16 protein-coding genes are annotated in these 18,198 nt (G+C 62.9%); 10 read left to right on the forward strand and 6 right to left on the reverse strand.

The window, feature by feature from the left end:
• The 9 genes from nuoI to EK16_RS12120 all read left to right on the forward strand — a co-directional run bounded on the left by nuoI (position 1) and on the right by EK16_RS12120 (position 9,561).
• Entirely contained in the window at positions 1–489 is a 489-nt protein-coding gene (nuoI, locus tag EK16_RS02300) for an NADH-quinone oxidoreductase subunit NuoI (protein WP_038034344.1), read from the forward strand.
• Between the two features lie 73 nt (positions 490–562).
• Positions 563–1,174, forward strand: coding sequence for an NADH-quinone oxidoreductase subunit J (locus EK16_RS02305; protein WP_038034346.1), 612 nt, complete (start codon positions 563–565; stop codon positions 1,172–1,174).
• 98 nt (positions 1,175–1,272) lie between these two features.
• Positions 1,273–1,581, forward strand: coding sequence for an NADH-quinone oxidoreductase subunit NuoK (gene nuoK, locus EK16_RS02310; protein ID WP_038034347.1), 309 nt, complete (start codon positions 1,273–1,275; stop codon positions 1,579–1,581).
• 5 nt (positions 1,582–1,586) lie between these two features.
• The gene (nuoL, locus tag EK16_RS02315) at positions 1,587–3,605 is read left to right on the forward strand and encodes an NADH-quinone oxidoreductase subunit L (protein ID WP_369793069.1); all 2,019 of its coding nucleotides are present in this window, start codon (positions 1,587–1,589) and stop codon (positions 3,603–3,605) included.
• 4 nt (positions 3,606–3,609) lie between these two features.
• Entirely contained in the window at positions 3,610–5,124 is a 1,515-nt protein-coding gene (locus EK16_RS02320) for an NADH-quinone oxidoreductase subunit M (RefSeq protein WP_038034348.1), read from the forward strand.
• 22 nt (positions 5,125–5,146) lie between these two features.
• Positions 5,147–6,583, forward strand: a complete 1,437-nt coding sequence (gene nuoN, locus EK16_RS02325) for an NADH-quinone oxidoreductase subunit NuoN (protein WP_038034349.1) — start codon at positions 5,147–5,149, stop codon at positions 6,581–6,583.
• Positions 6,584–6,611: 28 nt separating this feature from the next.
• Complete coding sequence (locus EK16_RS02330; protein WP_038034350.1) at positions 6,612–7,412, forward strand: biotin--[acetyl-CoA-carboxylase] ligase; 801 nt, start codon at positions 6,612–6,614, stop codon at positions 7,410–7,412.
• A 134-nt stretch (positions 7,413–7,546) separates the two neighbouring features.
• Entirely contained in the window at positions 7,547–9,244 is a 1,698-nt protein-coding gene (locus EK16_RS02335; protein WP_051928804.1) for a ribonuclease J, read from the forward strand.
• A gap of 155 nt (positions 9,245–9,399) precedes the next feature.
• A complete protein-coding gene (locus EK16_RS12120; RefSeq protein WP_156098437.1) occupies positions 9,400–9,561 on the forward strand; it encodes a hypothetical protein in 162 nt (53 codons plus the stop codon).
• 176 nt (positions 9,562–9,737) lie between these two features.
• Here the strand turns inward: EK16_RS12120 and EK16_RS02340 are convergent, their stop codons facing one another.
• The 4 genes from EK16_RS02340 to EK16_RS02355 form a co-directional block, all read right to left on the reverse strand.
• A complete protein-coding gene (locus EK16_RS02340; protein WP_081910178.1) occupies positions 9,738–10,055 on the reverse strand; it encodes a type II toxin-antitoxin system HicB family antitoxin in 318 nt (105 codons plus the stop codon).
• Between the two features lie 28 nt (positions 10,056–10,083).
• Entirely contained in the window at positions 10,084–11,391 is a 1,308-nt protein-coding gene (gene purB, locus EK16_RS02345) for an adenylosuccinate lyase (protein WP_038034354.1), read from the reverse strand.
• Between the two features lie 179 nt (positions 11,392–11,570).
• Complete coding sequence (locus tag EK16_RS02350; RefSeq protein ID WP_051928805.1) at positions 11,571–12,827, reverse strand: cation:proton antiporter; 1,257 nt, start codon at positions 12,825–12,827, stop codon at positions 11,571–11,573.
• Positions 12,828–13,225: 398 nt separating this feature from the next.
• Positions 13,226–14,695, reverse strand: a complete 1,470-nt coding sequence (locus EK16_RS02355; protein WP_304413563.1) for an NAD-dependent succinate-semialdehyde dehydrogenase — start codon at positions 14,693–14,695, stop codon at positions 13,226–13,228.
• A 224-nt stretch (positions 14,696–14,919) separates the two neighbouring features.
• On the opposite strand from EK16_RS02355, the gene gph reads away from it, so the two are divergent.
• Entirely contained in the window at positions 14,920–15,603 is a 684-nt protein-coding gene (gph, locus tag EK16_RS02360) for a phosphoglycolate phosphatase (RefSeq protein WP_038034356.1), read from the forward strand.
• Positions 15,604–15,727: 124 nt separating this feature from the next.
• Here the strand turns inward: gph and EK16_RS02365 are convergent, their stop codons facing one another.
• Entirely contained in the window at positions 15,728–16,780 is a 1,053-nt protein-coding gene (locus EK16_RS02365) for a hypothetical protein (protein WP_038034357.1), read from the reverse strand.
• A gap of 277 nt (positions 16,781–17,057) precedes the next feature.
• The gene (locus EK16_RS02370; protein WP_038034512.1) at positions 17,058–18,119 is read right to left on the reverse strand and encodes an HpcH/HpaI aldolase/citrate lyase family protein; all 1,062 of its coding nucleotides are present in this window, start codon (positions 18,117–18,119) and stop codon (positions 17,058–17,060) included.
• Positions 18,120–18,198: the final 79 nt, after the last annotated feature.

Below are 18,198 nucleotides of genomic sequence, written 5' to 3' on the forward strand. Positions count from 1 at the left end.
ATGCGGATCGGCCAGGCAATAAAGTCGCTCTTCCTCATCGAGTTCGTGAAGGCGGTGGCGCTGTCCATGCGCTACTTCTTCGCGCCGAAGGCGACGATCAACTATCCCTTCGAGAAGGGATACCTCTCGCCGCGTTTCCGGGGCGAGCATGCCTTGCGGCGTTATCCCAACGGCGAGGAGCGCTGCATTGCCTGCAAGCTGTGCGAGGCCACCTGTCCGGCCCAGGCCATTCACATTGAGGCCGGCCCGCGCCGCGCCGACGGCTCGCGCCGCACCACCCGCTATGACATCGACATGACCAAGTGCATCTACTGCGGTTTCTGTCAGGAGGCCTGCCCGGTGGAGGCCATAGTCGAGGGGCCGAATTTCGAATTCGCCACGGAAACCCGCGAGGAGCTCTTCTATACCAAGGAGAGGCTGCTTGCGAACGGCGACCGCTGGGAGCGGGAGATCGCCGCCAACATCCGCGCCGATGCGCCATGGCGCTGACAGGCTGCGGAGAGGGAGATGGGGCTGTGATGAAGCGTGTGATGAGAAGTCCTGCGGGCTTGAGGGAGGAGAGATGATCGCCACCGTGTTCTTCTACATGTTTGCGGTGTTTCTGCTGGGCTCGGCGCTGCTGGTCATCACCGTGCGCAACCCCGTGCATGCGGTGCTGTTCCTCATTCTCGCCTTCTTCAATGCCGCCGGTCTCTTCCTCATCGCGGGGGCGGAATTCCTCGCCATGAACCTCATCATCGTCTATGTCGGCGCGGTCATGGTCCTGTTCCTGTTCATTGTCATGACGCTTGATGTGGACTTTGCCGAGCTGCGCGCCGGCATGGCCGAATATCTGCCCGTGGGGCTGTTCGTGGGCCTTGTTCTGGTGGTGGAGCTGATCATGGTCTTCTCCGCTTGGGCCCTGGCGCCGGAGGCGATGAAGCTGCGCATGGCGCCCATGCCGAAGGATGTGACCAACACCGAGGCCTTGGGGCGCGTCATCTACACCGATTATGTCCTCTACTTCCAGCTGGCGGGCGTCATCCTGCTAGTGGCCATGATCGGCGCCATCGTGCTCTCGCTGCATCACAGAAAGGATGTGCGGCGCCAGAACATCGCCGATCAGGTCTCGCGCCGGCGCAACGAGCAGGTGGCGCTTGTCGATGTTGAACCCGGCCAGGGGCTGGAGAGCTGAAGGAAAGGTTGCAAGAGGGGAAGGACGGGCCGTTTCCGGCCTCGCAAAACAGGCGGATGCCAGAGGCGGCCTAAAACGGATGGAAAGGGTCTTGGACCATGGCGGTCGGACTGGAGCATTACCTGGCGGTGGCGGCGATCCTGTTCACCATCGGCGTGTTCGGGATCTTCCTGAACCGCAAGAACGTCATCGTCATTCTCATGTCCATCGAGCTCATGCTGCTTGCGGTGAACATCAACCTGGTGGCCTTCTCCGCGCGCCTTGGCGATCTCATGGGGCAGGTGCTGGCGCTGCTCGTGCTCACCGTCGCCGCAGCGGAGGCGGCCATCGGTCTTGCCATTCTCGTGATCTACTACCGCAATCGCGGCACCATCGCGGTTGACGAGATCAACAAGCTGAAGGGCTAGGAACAGTGGATACGATCTTCTTAGCGATCGTCTTTTTGCCGCTCATCGGCGCCATGCTGGCCGGGCTGTTCGGCACGGCCGTGTTCCGCTATGCCGGATCGGCGCCGCCGCAGATCGCCGTGCACGAGGACGATGACGACGGCCACGGGCACCATCACGCCTATGACGGCCCGCGCTGGCCGATGATGCTCACCACGGGCATTCTCGTCTTCGTAGCGCTGCTGTCCTGGTATGCCTTCTTCGACGTCACCGCCGGCAATGTCTACAAGGTGACGGTGGCGGAATGGGTGCGCTCCGGCAAGCTCGTTGCCACCTGGGCACTGCGCATCGACACCCTCTCGGCGGTGATGCTGGTGGTGGTCACCACCGTCTCCGCGCTCGTGCACATCTACTCCCTGGGCTACATGGCCCATGATCCGCATCAGCCGCGCTTCTTTGCCTATCTGTCGCTGTTCACCTTCGCCATGCTCATGCTGGTGACCAGCGACAACCTCCTGCAGATGTTCTTCGGCTGGGAGGGCGTGGGCCTGGCCTCCTATCTGCTCATCGGCTTCTGGTATACCCGGCCGTCGGCCAATGCCGCCGCGATCAAGGCCTTCGTCGTCAACCGCGTGGGCGATTTCGGTTTTGCGCTCGGCATCTTTGCCACCTTCGCCCTTTTCGGCAGCATCGAGTTCGACACCCTTTTCGCCGCCGCGCCGGAGATGGCGGGCAAGACGGTGCCCTTCCTCTCCTGGCAGGTGGATGCGCTCACCTTAATCTGCCTGCTGCTGTTCATGGGCGCCATGGGCAAGTCCGCCCAGTTCCTGCTGCACACCTGGTTGCCCGACGCCATGGAGGGCCCGACACCGGTCTCCGCCCTCATTCACGCCGCCACCATGGTCACCGCCGGTGTCTTCCTCGTCACCCGCATGTCGCCGTTTTATGAACTGGCGCCGCTGGCGCAGCAGGCGGTGGTCTTCATCGGCGCGGTGACAGCCTTCTTCGCCGCCACCGTCGGCCTGGTGCAGAACGATATCAAGCGCGTGATCGCCTATTCCACCTGCTCGCAGCTTGGCTACATGTTCGCCGCGCTCGGCGTCGGCGCCTATGGCGCGGGCATGTTCCATCTCTTCACCCACGCCTATTTCAAGGCGCTGCTCTTCCTCGGCGCCGGCTCGGTGATCCATGCCATGAGCGACGAGCAGGACATCTGGCGCATGGGCGGGCTCTTCCCCTATCTCAAGAAGACCTGGGCGATGATGCTCATCGGCACCCTGGCGCTGACCGGCTTTCCGCTCACCGCCGGCTACTTCTCCAAGGATGCCATCATCGAGGCGGCCTTTGCCGCGCACACGCCCATGGGCACCTTTGCCTTCTGGCTGCTGGTCATCGCCGCCTTCTTCACCGCCTTCTACTCCTGGCGGCTGATGTTCGTGGTCTTTCATGGCAAGTCCCGCGCCTCGCGCGAGACACTGGCGCGGGTGCATGACAGCCCGCCGGTGATGCTGGTGCCGCTGTATGTGCTGGCGGCGGGCGCGCTGTTTGCCGGCTGGCTGTTCAAGGATGCCTTCATTGGCGAAAAGGCCGCCGAGTTCTGGGGCAAGGCCATCTATCTTGCCGCGGACAACGATGTGATGGAGGCCATGCATCATGTGCCCGGCTGGGTGAAGGCCGCGCCTTTCGTGATGATGGTCGGCGGGCTTGCGCTGGCTTTCCTCTTCTACATCGTTGCGCCGTCGCTGCCGGAGGCGCTGGCCCGTGCTTTCAGGCCCGTCTATCTGTTCCTGCTCAACAAGTGGTACTTCGACGAGCTTTATGACCGCATCTTCGTGCGTCCGGCCTTTGCCATCGGCCGCTTCCTGTGGCGCAAGGTGGATCAGAAGACCATCGACGGCCTCGGGCCGGACGGTGTCTCCGCCCGCGTGCTCGATGTCTCGACCTGGGCCTCGCGGATGCAGTCCGGCTACGTCTATCATTACGCCTTTGCCATGCTCCTCGGCGTGGCCGGGCTGGTGACCTATCTCATGGTGAGGGGAGGGTGAAGCGATGTCCGAGTGGCCGATCCTTTCCGCCATCGTCTTTCTGCCGCTGATCGGGGCGCTGTTCATTCTCGCCATTCGCGGCGAGGACGAAATCGCCCTGCGCAACATCCGCTGGACGGCGCTGTTCACCACCGTCTTCACCTTAATCCTCGCCCTCATTCTCTGGAGCGGCTTCGACCCCGCCGCGCCGGGCTTTCAGTTCGAGGAGAAGTACGCCTGGTTCGGCCTGATGAGCTATCACATGGGGGTGGACGGGCTTGGGCTGCCTTTCGTGCTGCTCACCGCCTTTCTCATGCCCGGCGTGATCATCGCCTCCTGGCATGTGAACCGGCGGGTGAAGGAATACATGATCGCCTTCCTCGTCCTCGAAACCCTGATGCTCGGCGTCTTCGTTTCGCTGGATCTCGTGCTCTTCTACATCTTCTTCGAGGGCGGGCTGATCCCCATGTTCCTCATCATCGGCGTCTGGGGCGGGCCGCGGCGCATCTACGCCACCTTCAAGTTCTTCCTCTATACGCTTGCCGGATCGGTGCTGATGCTGATCGCCATGATCGCCATCTATGTGCACACCGGCACCACTGACATCGCCGAGATTCTGGCCAAGCCCTCCACCATTCCCGCCTCCTTGCAATACTGGCTGTGGCTGGCCTTCTTCGCGTCCTTCGCTGTGAAGATGCCCATGTGGCCGGTGCACACCTGGCTGCCGGATGCGCACGTGGAGGCGCCCACGGCCGGGTCCGTGGTGCTGGCCGCCATCCTGCTCAAGATGGGCGGCTATGGCTTCTTGCGCTTCTCATTGCCCATGTTCCCGGTGGCCAGCGAGTTCTTCGCACCGCTTGTCTTCGTCCTTTCGGTGATCGCCATAGTCTACACCTCGCTTGTGGCGCTGGTGCAGGAGGACATCAAGAAGCTGATCGCCTATTCCTCCGTGGCCCATATGGGATACGTGACCATGGGCATTTTCGCCATGAACAAGCAGGGGTTGGACGGCGCCATGTTCCAGATGATCTCGCACGGGCTGGTCTCCGGCGCCTTGTTCCTGTGCGTGGGCGTCATCTATGACCGCATGCACACCCGCGAGATCGCCGCTTACGGCGGGTTGGTCAACCGCATGCCCATGTATGCCTTCATCTTCATGCTCTTCACCATGGCCAATGTGGGCCTGCCCGGCACCACCGGCTTCATCGGCGAGTTTCTCTCGCTCACCGGCGCCTATCTTGCCAATACCTGGGTGGCCCTTTTCGCCACCACCGGCGTGATCCTTTCCGCGGCCTATGCCTTGTGGCTCTATCGCAACGTTGTTTTCGGCCCGCTGGAAAAGGAGAAGCTGAAGAGCATCACCGACATGACCTGGCGCGAGGCCGCGGTGCTGCTGCCGCTTGCTTTGCTGACCGTCTGGTTCGGCGTGCAGCCCGGCATTGTGACCGAGATGTTCAATTCCTCCGTGAATGCCCTGCTGACGCAGGTGCAGGCGGGCCTGGATGCGGCCGCCGCCGTGCAGCAGGCCGCCGTGCAGTGATCGGGAGAGGGGAGACGCAAGGATGAGTCATCTGGACTTCACGGCAGCCCGGCCGGAGATCGCTCTGGCGCTGATGGCCATGGCGCTGTTGCTGTTCGGCGTCTTTCGCAAATCCCGCGTGGTCGATGCCGTCAATACCTTGGCGCTCATGGCCCTGGCGGCCACGGCCCTGCTTGTGCTGTTCGTGCCCGGCAGCGACCGCATCATCGCCTTTGGCGGCACTTTCATCGTCGATGCCATGGCGCGGGTGATGAAAATCCTCGTCATTTTCGCCGCCGGCATCGCGCTGGTCATGTCCGTGCATTACATGAAGTGGGAGCGCATGGAGCGCTTTGAATATGCCGTTCTCATGCTGCTCTCTGTGCTCGGCATGATGGTGATGATTTCCTCCGGCGGGCTCATCACCCTCTATCTCGGTCTGGAGCTGCAATCGCTCTCCCTTTATGTGCTTGCGGCCATGCACAGGGAATCGGCGCGCTCTGCGGAAGCGGGCCTGAAATATTTCGTTCTTGGTGCGCTGGCTTCCGGCCTGTTCCTTTATGGTGTGTCGCTGGTCTATGGCTTTGCCGGCACCACCACCTTCGCCGGGCTCACCCAGGCCCTGAAAAGCGGCATTTCCATCGGCCTGATCGCGGGGCTCGTGTTCATCCTTGCCGCGCTCGCCTTCAAGATCTCGGCCGTGCCCTTTCATATGTGGACGCCTGATGTCTACGAGGGCGCGCCCACGCCCGTGACCGCCTATTTCGCCGCCGCGCCCAAGCTTGCGGCCATTGCCGTGTTCGTCCGCGTGCTCTATGAGGCCTTTCCACATGCCGAGGAGGCCTGGCGGCAGGTGATCGTCTTCATGGCCATTGCCTCCATGCTGCTTGGCGCCTTTGCCGGCGTGGTGCAAAGCAATATCAAGCGCCTGCTTGCCTATTCCTCCATCGGCCATATGGGCTTTGTCCTCGTTGGCCTTGCCGCCGGCGGGCAGGAGGGCCTGCGCGGGGTGATGATCTATCTCATCATCTATCTGGTCATGACCCTGGGTGTTTTCGCCGCCGTGATCGGCATGCGCCGGGATGGCCGCCCGGTGGAGGAGATCGAGGACTTTGCCGGTCTGGCCCGCACCAACATGGGGCTGGCCTTCGCCATTGGCGCGCTGATGTTCTCGCTGGCCGGCATTCCCTGGCTTGCCGGGTTCTTCGCCAAGTATTTCGTGCTGCTCTCTGCGGTGAAGACAGGGCTTGTGGCTCTTGCCATCATCGGCGTGCTCGCTTCCGTTGTCTCCGCCTTCTATTATCTGCGCGTGGTCAAGGTGATGTTCTTTGACGAGCCGAAGGAGCCGGTGGATCCCGCCCCCTTTGAGCTGAAGCTGATCACGGCGCTTTCGGTCATCTTCGTGCTCTTCTATGTGGTCTGGCCTGGCCCGGTCACGGCGCTGGCGCAGGCGGCCATCCGGCCTTTCATCGTGCCGTGAGTGCGAGGGGGGCTTTTGCGCAAGGGTCATGGGCACCGCCGGGCTTGCCACAGCGCCTTTGATCGTTCTTGACGCCGTGGATTCCACTCAGGCGGAAGCGCGCCGCCGCCTGCAGGCCAGGGAGAGCGGCGCCTGCTGGCTGCTCGCCCGCCGGCAGACGGCCGGGCGCGGCCGCAAGGGCCGGCAGTGGATCTCGCCCCCTGGCAATCTGCACCTGTCCCTGCTCTTGCCTCTTGATGAGAGCGGGCAGGGGGATGCTCTGATCACGCAGGCCTTTTTGCCGCAGCTGTCCTTCGTTGCCGCTTTGGCGGCGCACAAGGCCCTGTGTGCCGCGGCCATGCGTCATGGCCTGCCGCAGCTTCAGGGGCTGCTCGCCCTGAAGTGGCCCAATGACGTGCTGCTGGCCGAACGCAAGCTGGGCGGCATCCTGCTGGAGGCGGAAACGGCTTCTGCCCATCATCCCCCCGCGGTGATCATCGGCTGGGGGGTGAACCTGGCTCAGGCGCCGGATGAGAAAGCCGTGCGCTGGCCGGCCGCTTCCTTGCAGGACGCCGGCCTTGCCCTGACGCCGGAAGCCTTGGCCCGCGGCATCGCCGATGCCTTTGCCCGCTGGTTCGATATCTGGCGCACGCGTGGCTTTGCGCTCGTGCGCGAGGCCTGGCAGGCCCGCGCCTGGGGCATGGGGCGCACGGTGCGTTTTGCCACGGAGCAGGCGATTGTCCACGGCCGCATGGAAGGGCTGGATGAAGACGGCGCCCTTCTGCTGCGCACCGATGAGGGCACAAGCATGCGTTTTCACGCCGGGGAGATCCTGCATCCCGGATTCTGATCCCGAAAAACCCCGGTACGGCTCCTCAAGGAGGAAAAACGCACGCGCCCTTGAAACCCTCTGCCAGAGAGGGCAAAAGGGCAGGCGGGTTCCGGGCGGCGCATGAGCCGGGGCAGGGGGCAGGATGAGACATCATGGCATCGTCACAACGACACGACATCGCGCATGACGGCGGAGATCTCGTGCTGCTGCCGCTGGGCGGCACGGGCGAGATCGGCATGAATCTCTATCTCTATGGCTATGGCCATGGTGATCGCCGCGAATGGATCATGGTGGACTGCGGCGTGATGTTCGGGGATGAGACCACCCCCGGCGTGGAGGTCATCGTTCCGGACATCCGCTTCATCGAGGAGCGTAAGGAAGATCTCCTCGGCATCTTCATCACCCACGCGCATGAGGATCACATCGGCGCCATTCCCTGGATCGCCCATCGGCTGGATGTGCCCGTTTATGCCACGAAGTTCGCCCTGCTTCTCATGGAGCACCGGCTGGAGGAAACCGGCTGGGCGGGGGATGTGGAGCTCATCGAGGTCAAGCCGGGCAGCCGCATCCGCGCCGGGCAGTTCGAGGTGGAATATGTGCCCGTCACCCATTCGCTGCCGGAGCCCAATGCCCTGGCCATCCGCACGCCGGCTGGCACCGTGGTGCATACCGGTGATTTCAAGGTCGATGAGCATCCGGTCATTCCGCCGCGCTTTTCCTTCGAGCGCCTGCGCGCCATCGGCGATGAGGGCGTGGAAGCGCTGATCTGTGATTCCACCAACGCCGGCAAGGAAGGGCGGAGCCCCTCCGAGACCGATGTGGCGAAAAGCCTGGAGGAGATCATCGCTCAGGCGCCCGGGCGTGTGGCGGTCACCACCTTTTCCTCCCATGTCGCGCGCATCAAGGTGGTGGCCGAGGCCGCGCGCCGGCACGGGCGCGATGTCGTGGTGGCCGGTTATGCCATGCGCCGCGTGATTGAGGCGGCGCAGAAATGCGGCCTGCTGGATGAGGGCCTGCAGTTTCTCGATGAAGAGGCCTTCGGCTTTCTGCCGCCGGAAAAGGTCGTTCTGCTCTGCACCGGCTCTCAGGGCGAGCCGCGCGCGGCGCTTTCCCGCATAGCCGATGACATCCATCCCCGCATCGCGCTTGAGAAGGGCGATATCGTCATTTTCTCTTCCTTCACCATTCCCGGCAACGAGAAGGCGGTGATCGGCGTGATGAACCGGCTGGCCCTGCTCGGGGTGGAAGTCATCGCCAACACACCGGAGCGGCTGGTGCACGCCTCCGGCCATCCGCGCCGCGAGGAACTGGCGATCATGTACGATCTGGTGCGGCCCAAGCGCTTAATCCCCATGCATGGCGAACCCTGGCACATGATGATGCATGCGGAATTCGCCCGCGCCCGCGGCATTCCGGAAGTGGCGCAGATGCTGGACGGGCAGATGCTGCGTATCGCCCCGGGACCGGCCGAGATTGTCGGCGAGGCCGTTTCTGGCCGTCAGTTCGTGGACGGACGGCTTCTTGTGCCCGGCGAGAAGGGGCCGGTGCAGAAACGGCGGCGGCTGTCTTTCGTGGGTATCGTCGTGGTCTCCGTGGCGCTGGATGGCAAGGGCAACATCCGCGGGCCGGCCCAGATTGTGGTTGAGGGCCTGCCGGAAAAAACCGCCGATGGCCAGCTCATGGAGGACGTGCTGCTCGATGCCGCCGATGAGGCGCTGGAGAACATGGGGCGCGCCCGCAGGCGCAATGACGAGATGGTCATCGAAACCCTGCGCATCGCCGTGCGCCGCGCCGCCGTGGCCGAATGGGGCAAGAAGCCGGTCGTGCACATCCTCGTGCAGCGGGTATGACCTCTCGCCCATGGCCCCGCTGCCCTTCGGCTTTTTTTTTTTTTAGCGAAGGGCATCATGTGCATATGACGGATCTATAATGGATCAGAGCGCTTTTTGACAGCGCACATGCCGCAGCGGTATTTTCAAGACCGGAACAGCCAGGGAGGAAGACCATGAAAAAACCGGAAGAGAACGGGAAGGAGAAAAGGAGCAGGGAAGAGGAAGAGCTTGAAAGGGCCCGCATCGAGCGCTGGACATCCTCGCCGCCTGCGGATGTGGTCAAGCATTTTGTCGAAGGCATCAAGAGCGGCAAGATCAAGATCGAGCGCAATTGATAGGCTGTTTTGGCACACAAGGGCGCCACTAACATCCCATCATGATGGAGGAATCAGGGCATCACGCATGACAATAGGAAGCGCCGGGCCCTTGTGCGCCATCACGCCGCGTGTTCAGCAACGAAGCGTGCCATCCATTCAATAAAGGCCTTGCGGGTCATGCCACGACGCTTCGCCTATGCATCGATAAAGGCGAGCACACCTTCGTCCAATGTAAGATTGGCGCGCCGCGCCTTGCCGGTAAGCTTCAATAGCGGCACGCTGGTGATGGCAAGGGCGCCTTCAGGCAGGCGGACCTTTTCCAGCGGTGTCGGCTCCGGCAATGCGCCGTTCATTTCCACGGCCGCATCCGCCAAAGCGTCCACGGCGTTGGACAAGGTCTCTTCCACGGTTTCGCCCATGGCAACAACGCCAGGCAGGTCCGGAAAAGTCACGCCATAAGCGCCCGCTTCCCCGTCCAAAACAGCGGGATAGCGTCGACAAAGGACAGCCATTTCTCAGCCCCCGGTAAAGACAAGCCTCTCATACCTCCCCGAACACGCGCTTGAAGATCGTGTCCACGTGCTTGGTGTGATAGGAGAGGTCGAAGAGGCTTTCCAGCTGCGCGTCCGTGAGATACTTCCGCACATCCTCGTCCTGTTTCAGGAGATCGAGGAAGTTGCCCTTGCCCTCCCAAACCGGCATGGCGTTGCGCTGCACCACGCGATAGGCCTCCTCGCGGCTCATGCCGGCCTGCGTCAGCGCCAGCAGCACCCGCTGCGAATGAATGAGCCCGCCCAGCAGGTTGAGGTTCTTCTTCATGCGCTCGGGATAGACCACCAGCTTCTCGATGACGCCTGCCAGACGGCGCAGCGCGAAATCCAAATGCACCGTGGTGTCGGGCCCGATGCCGCGCTCAACGGAAGAATGCGAGATATCCCGCTCATGCCACAGCGCCACGTTCTCCAGCGCCGGAATCACGCTCATGCGCACAAGGCGCGCAAGGCCTGTCAGGTTTTCGGTCAGGATGGGATTGCGCTTGTGCGGCATGGCGGAAGAGCCCTTCTGCCCGGGCGAGAAATATTCCTCCGCCTCCAGCACCTCCGTGCGCTGCAAATGCCGGATTTCCACCGCCAGCCGCTCAATGGAGGAGGCGATGACCGCCAGCGTGGCAAAGAACATGGCGTGCCGGTCGCGCGGGATCACCTGGGTGGAGATGGGCTCCGGCTTAAGCCCCAGCTTCTTCGCCACGTATTCCTCCACATAAGGGTCGATGTTGGCAAAGGTGCCCACCGCGCCGGAAATGGCGCAGGTGGCCACCTGATCGCGCGCAAACTGCAGCCGCTCCTTCGCCCGGGAGAATTCGGCATAGAAGGTGGCAAGCTTCAGGCCGAAGGTGGTGGGCTCGGCATGAATGCCATGGCTGCGGCCGATGCAGACGGTGTCCTTGTGCTCAAAGGCGCGTTTCTTCAAGGCTGCCAGCACCAGGTCGAGATCGTCCAGAAGGATATCCGCAGCGCGGGTGAGCTGCACGTTAAAGCAGGTGTCCAGAACATCCGAGGAGGTCATGCCCTGATGCACGAAGCGCGCTTCTGGCCCCACGATCTCGGCGAGATGGGTGAGAAAGGCAATGACGTCGTGCTTCACCTCGCGCTCGATTTCCTCGATGCGCTGAACATCAAACTGCGCCTTTGAGCCCTTCTCCCAGATGACCCTGGCCGCCTCTTTCGGAATGACGCCCAGCTCCGCCTGGGCTTCCGCCGCATAGGCCTCAATCTCGAACCAGATGCGAAACTTTGTCTCCTGCGACCAGATATCGGCCATTTCGGCCCGGGTATAGCGCGGTATCATGGATGACCCTCGTTTCAGGATGTTTTGCCGTCATGCCCGGATTCACCCGGTCAGGGCGAACAGGGCGCGGGCATGAGTGTTTTGCGTAACCTCAAGGCGGGGCTTAGCAAAGGTGCCGTTGCCCCGCAATGGAAGGCATGCGGCCAGGTGAAAAGAGACGCCGGGAATGTGGAAAGGCTTCAGCCATCTCCGTCATGGCCATGATGGGCATGCGCATGCGGGCTGCGGGCATGGATCGCATCAGAAAAGCGGGCATAGAAGCCTTTCAGGATCAGGGGGGAGAGCAGGGTGGTGAAGGCCACCACCAGCAGGATCGCGGCATAGGTTTCATCGCTCAGCATGCCGCTGGTTCGCCCCAGTTCGGCAAAGACAAGGCCCACCTCACCGCGCGGGATCATGGCAATGCCCACCGCGGTGCGCGAGGCCAGCGGCAGGGAAAGCACAATAAGCCCGCCCAGAAGCTTGCCCAGCACCGCCACAATCAGCAAGCCGCCTGTGAGCAGCCAGATGGTGGAGGAATGCCAGTCAACGGCATGCAGATTGAGCGATAAGCCGACGGTGACGAAGAAAATGGGCGTGAACAGGCGGATGATCGGCTCCATCTGATGCTCGATGCGGCGCGCCAGGTTCTCATCGGTGCGCAGGGAGAGGCCAAAGGGCAGAAAGAAGCGCCGGGACAGCGCAAGCCCCGCGGCAAACCCGCCCAGCATCTCCGGCGCGCCGACCTCCTTGGCCAGCCAGGCAAACAGCAGCACCAGCGAGACCATGGCGGTGGGAATGAGCCCGGGAAGCTCGGTTGAATGATCGAGGCGGCCAATGACAAGGGCCATGAACTTGGCCGCAATCGGCGCGATCAGGAAGAAGACGAGAATGAAGGCGCCAACCTTGCTGGCATTGTTGAGGCTGACAACACCGGCGGTGGCGAATTCATAGAGCAGGGCAAGCAGGATGACGCCGAAAATGTCATCAAGCACGGCCGCGCCCAGCACGATCTGTCCCTCGCGGGTATTCTGCACGTGAATGTCTCGCATCACCCGCACGGTGATGCCGATGCTGGTGGCCGTGAGCGCACCGCCGACAAAGAGGGATTCCAGGGTGCCCAGCGCAAAGACATGGCGGGTCAGCCCATAGCCGAAAACGAAGGGCAGCACGAACCCGGCGATGGCAACGATGGCCGAACGCCAGCCGGCCCGCGCCAGCTTCTGCACATCCACATCCAGCCCCACCTCGAAAAGAAGCAGGATGATTCCGATTTCCGCAAGCAGGCGCAGGGCCTCAACCGGCTCGATCCAGCCAAACAGGGACGGACCCAGAATGACCCCGGCAAGAAGCTCGCCAAGAACGGCGGGAATGCGCAGGCGTGTGGCCACTTCCGCAAACAGGCGGGCAAAGAGCAGGATCAGCAGCAGCGCGAGCAGGAATTGATGCGTGTCCATGAACGATGCCGTTGATGCGATTGCGGAATGATGAAGCTGTCTTTCGACAGACTACGCACATCCGCCGCCAAGGCAACGGCGAATGCCGGTTTTTACCCTTCGATCACACTACACGACACATATATCGTCATACCGGCGAAAGCCGGTATCTCAGGCCACAAACGCATGAGTTTGCGGCACAAGACCCCGGCTTTCGCCGGGGTGACGAGAAAGATGGCAACGGTGTGTCGTGTAGTGTGCCCTTCGATACCGAAAACAGAAGGAAAGGCTTTATGAAACACACAAAGGCGGGATGCGACCATCCCGCCCGCAAGGAGTCTTCATCGTGTCTTGATGCGCAAGGCCGCACACGATTGCAACATTCCGAAAGGATGTGCGTATGAACTGCGGTTTTGCGCTTACACACCGCCGACGAGCACGTATTTCAGCTCGGTGAATTCCTCCACGCCGTGGCGGGAGCCTTCCCGGCCCAGTCCGGATTCCTTCACCCCGCCAAAGGGGGCGACTTCGGTTGAGATAATCCCCTTGTTCACGCCGACGATACCGTATTCCAGCCCTTCCGAAACCCGCCAGATCCGTCCCAGATCGCGGGCATAGAAATAGGCGGCCAGGCCATAGCGGGTATCGTTGGCCAGGCGAATCGCCTCCTCCTCGGTGGAGAATCGATAAAGCGGTGCCACCGGGCCGAAGATCTCCTCGTTGGTTACCCGCATCTCCGAGGACACATCACACAGGATGGTGGGCTCATAGAAGGTACCGCCCAGAGCATGGCGCTTGCCGCCAGTGAGCACGCGCGCGCCCTTGGCCTTGGCGTCCGCCACCAGCTCCTCCACCTTTTTCAGTGCCGCCTCGTTGATCAGCGGTCCGGTGGTCACGCCCTCTTCCGTGCCCACCCCCACTTTCAGCCGGCGCACCCGTTCCGCCAGCTTTTCGGCAAAGGCGTCATAGACGGAATCCTGCACAAGGATGCGGTTAGCACACACGCAGGTCTGCCCGGCGTTGCGATATTTCGAGGCCAGGGCGCCGTCCGCCGCCGCATCGAGATCGGCATCGTCAAAGACGATGAACGGCGCATTGCCGCCCAGCTCCAGCCCCACCTTCTTCACCGTGCCCGCGCACTGCTGCATCAGAAGCTTGCCCACTTCGGTGGAGCCGGTGAAGGTGAGCATGCGCACCTTTTCCGAACCGGTGAATATCCGGCCGATCTCCTCGGCCCGGCCGGTGACCACGTTGAACACGCCCTTTGGAATGCCGGCGCGATCGGCAAGCTCGGCCAGCGCCAGGGCCGAAAGGGGCGTTTCCGCCGCCGGCTTGATCACGATGGTGCAGCCGGCTGCCAGGGCCGGGCCGGCCTTGCGCGTGATCATGGCGTTGGGAAAGTTCCAGGGCGTGATGGCGGCGACCACACCCACCGGCTGGCGCAGCACCATGATGCGCGCATCCGGAAACGGCGAGGGAATGATCTCGCCATAGAGCCGCTTGGCCTCTTCCGCCGCCCATTCAACGAAGGCGGCGCCATAGGTTACCTCGCCGCGTGCCTCCGCCAGCGGCTTGCCCTGTTCGCGGGTCATGATCAGGGCGAGATCATCGGCATGCTCGATGATCAGCTCATACCACCAGCGCAAGATGCGCGAACGCTCCTTGGCCGTCTTGGCCGCCCAGGCCTTCTGGGCCGCTTCCGCGGCATCGATGGCGGCAGAGACGGCATCGGCATCAAGCACCGGCACCGCGGCGATCTCCTCGCCCGTGGCCGGATCATGCACCGCCATGCGTTCCGATGCGGAGACCCAGGCGCCATCGATATAACAATCCTCCTTCAGCAGGGTGGGGTCGTTCAGCATCTCGCGCAGCGGCATGTCCTTGGTCATGGCGGCTTTCCTCACATCCCTGTGGCCTGTTGAATATCGTGCCCGATCCCTATCATGATCCGCCGGCTGGCACCACTGGCGAATGGCAGCATGGCCTTTATGAGTCTTGTCTCGGCAGCGGGCACATCCGGGGCCGCCTTGCTGGCGCTTGATGAGGGGCGGTGTTGGGATAATTTGCGGGGTGGGACAAGGAAAGGCCCGGCGCAGACTGAAAGGGCAGGGAGATGACCTTCACCATCGTTTTCGACCTTGACGGCACGCTCGTTGATACCGCACCCGATCTTGTGGCGGTGACCAATGCGATGCTGGCGGAGATGAACCTGCCGCCGCTTGATCTCGAAACGGGCCGGGTGCATGCGGGCCGGGGCGCGCGGGCGCTGCTGAGCGCCGGCATGCAGGCGGCGGGCCATCCCTTGCCGGACGAATCCGGCTGGCCTGAACTAATCGCCGCTTTCATCGCCCGCTATCAGGCCCGCATTGCGGACCATTCGCGCCCCTTTCCCGGCGTGGAGGAATTCCTGCCCCTGGCGCGGGCGCAGGGGTTCCGGCTGGCCGTATGCACCAACAAGAAGGCGCATCTCGCCGAGGCGCTGCTTGCCGCCCTGTCCTTGCGGGATCATTTCGATGCCGTCGTCGGCGGTGATACGACCGGAAAAGGCAAGCCCGATCCCGCGCCGCTGCATCATGCCCTGAAACAATGCGCCTCTTTGCCGCACCGCGCCGTGCTTATCGGCGATTCCATGGCCGATGTTCTGGCGGCGCGTGCTGCGGGCGTGCCCTCCATTCTCGCCACCTGGGGCTATCTGGACCGGCCCGCTCCCGCTTTCGGGGCGGATTTTACCATCGACAGCCTCGATGACGCCCTGCCGCTGCTTGCCGAACTCTCCGCCGGCGCGGCTCTTGCCTGAGAGAGATGTTCAGGAGCGAATATTTATACCAGTGTGTGAAGAAGTTTCTGTAAGTTACTGATAAAGCGAAAAAGCCGGACCATTGGTCCGGCCTTTCCCCTTCATGGGACAGGCACGCCTTCCTTCAGCGCCGCACAGGCAGAGGTATGATCCGCAGGGTGACGGTTGCGCGCAATCCATCACCGGCGATGGTCTCGACAATGCGTCCGCCGCGCTGCCACTGCCGGGGCGGCAGTGTGATGCGCAGCCGGGCAATATCATTGCGGCCGGACATCTCGCCGAAATCCTCCGCCGGGCAACGGCCGCTTCCCGTCGCCTCCTGCGCGGCGCGGAAGAGATCGCCGGCCTCGCCGGGCAGGCGCGCGCCGAAATCCAGAAGCGTGTCGGCATCACAGTCCATGGCGCGCACGGCGATATGGAGAGGATCGCCGGGGCGCAAGCCGCGCACGATCATGCTCTCGCCCACGCGGATGCGCTGGCCGTCCCGCACCTTGGCAATACCCCGCCGCGGCCAGCGCAAGGTGCGGGTGGTGCGATAGCGCCCGTCGGCGCGCGCCGCGGTGGTCACGATCCATTCACCGGGCGAGATGCGATCGCCATCGCGCCGGATGTGAATGCGCTCAAGGACGATACGCACGGCCCGCGGCGGAAACGGCGGCGTTTCCTCCCAGCCTGGGCGACCACCGCCGCCGAAGGGATCGCCAACCACGGAGCCCGCCGGCACGCGCAGCGCCGCCTCATAAATCCCGCGCCCGACACGCCGGGCGAGGAAACGGAAGGTGCGCCGGCGTTCATCGCGGCGCAAAAGCCTGTTCGCCGCCGGATTGCCGGGAATGAAAAAGCGGCTGCGGCCGCGGGCATGTTCGAAGACGGGCGTGCCGTCATAGCGCAGGCGGAACACAACACGCCCGCGCGGGGTCACCTCGCCGCGCCGGCGCATGCCCCGATCGAGCCAGACGCATTCGCCTGCGCGCGGCGCGGCGGCAATGGCGCCGGGGCGGGCAACTATGGTCATCATCCCCGGCCGCACGGTGATTTTCTCAACCGCGCCTTTGCACACCACGGGCCAGTAGGTGGCGGCCTGCACCGTTTCGGACAGGGCGGAAAGGCTCAATGCGCCAACAACGGCGCCAAAGGCAAGGGCGGAAAAGGCAGAAGAGCGGCAAGAGAGGGACATGGGCATTCTCCTTGGCTTCGCAAAAAGGCTTCCCTTGAGCTCGTTTTTCAAAAAGCGCTTCCAAAAGCCCGAGGGCCTGTTTTCGGGAAAGGGAAGCGCCCTGACCGGCACCGACAATGGCGCAGTGCGCCTGAAACGCCTCTGAATTGGCCATTCATCCCCCATTCAGGATGTCGGGGTGGTTGGAGACAAAGACTCCCGCAAATGCCCATGTGAAAAAAACAAAGGCCGCCTCAGGTTAAGGCGGCCCCTGGAATACCGTTGAAGTCAGAATGGTTCAGGCGTCTTCCTCCAGTCCGTAAAGCGCCTTTTTCTCCGGCTCCTTTTCAACAACCAGGCGCGCAAGATCGACCAGCACCTTCGCCTGTTTCCAGGTGGCATCGTCCTGCATCTTGCCATCCACCATCACCGCACCGGTGCCGTCCGGCATGGCCTTCAGAATCTTCAGGGCAAAGCGCACCTCTTCCGGATCCGGCGAGAAGACACGCCGGGCGATGTCGATCTGCGAGGGATGCAGCGTCCAGGCGCCGACGCAACCCAGCAGGAAGGCGTTGCGGAACTGGACTTCGCAGGCCTCCGGATCGGAAAAATCGCCGAAGGGGCCATAAAAGGGGCTGATGCCCGCCGCACGGCAGGCATCCACCATGCGCGCGATGGTGTAATGCCACAGATCCTGCTGCGCGCTGGCCCGCGGTGCCTGCGGATTGTCCGGATCGGGATCGGCGATAACGCGATACCCGGGATGTCCGCCGCCTACCCGGGTGGTCTTCATGCCACGGGAGGCGGCAAGGTCCGCCGGGCCCAGGCTGATGCCATGCATGCGCGGCGAGGCGGTGGCGATTTCCTCCACATTGCTCACACCGAGCGGCGTTTCGAGAATGGCATGGATCATCACCGGCTTATCGATACCGTGCCTGGCCTCGAGCTGCGCAAGCAGCCGGTCGAGATAATGGATATCCCAGGCGCCCTCCACCTTGGGCAGCATGATCACATCCAGTTTCTTGCCGCAGCCGGCCATGATCTCCATGACATCATCCAGAACCCACGGGCTGTTGAGCGCATTGATGCGCACCCACAGCCCCGTGTTGCCGAAGTCATTGTCCTGCGCCATGCGAATGAAGCCTTCGCGCGCCGCCTCCTTGGCATCGGCGGGAATGGCATCCTCGAGATTGCCCAGAATGACATCCACCTTGCCGATCAGCTGCGGCACCTTGGCGCGCACCTTCTCCACATGAGGCGGAATGAAATGAATCATCCGCTCAAGCCGCACCGGCGGCTGGCGATAGGGCTGCGGCGCCCCCGCGGCGAGGGGGGCATAGAAATGAGCTGGCGGGCGCATGGCTGGCCTGTCCTCTTTCTTTTGCTGACGTCTCACCATGGCGCGAAGACTTTGGGAAAAGGGCTCATGAGCCTTCGCG

The organism is Thermopetrobacter sp. TC1, assembly GCF_000746275.1.
GTDB lineage: Bacteria > Pseudomonadota > Alphaproteobacteria > Rhizobiales > Aestuariivirgaceae > Thermopetrobacter.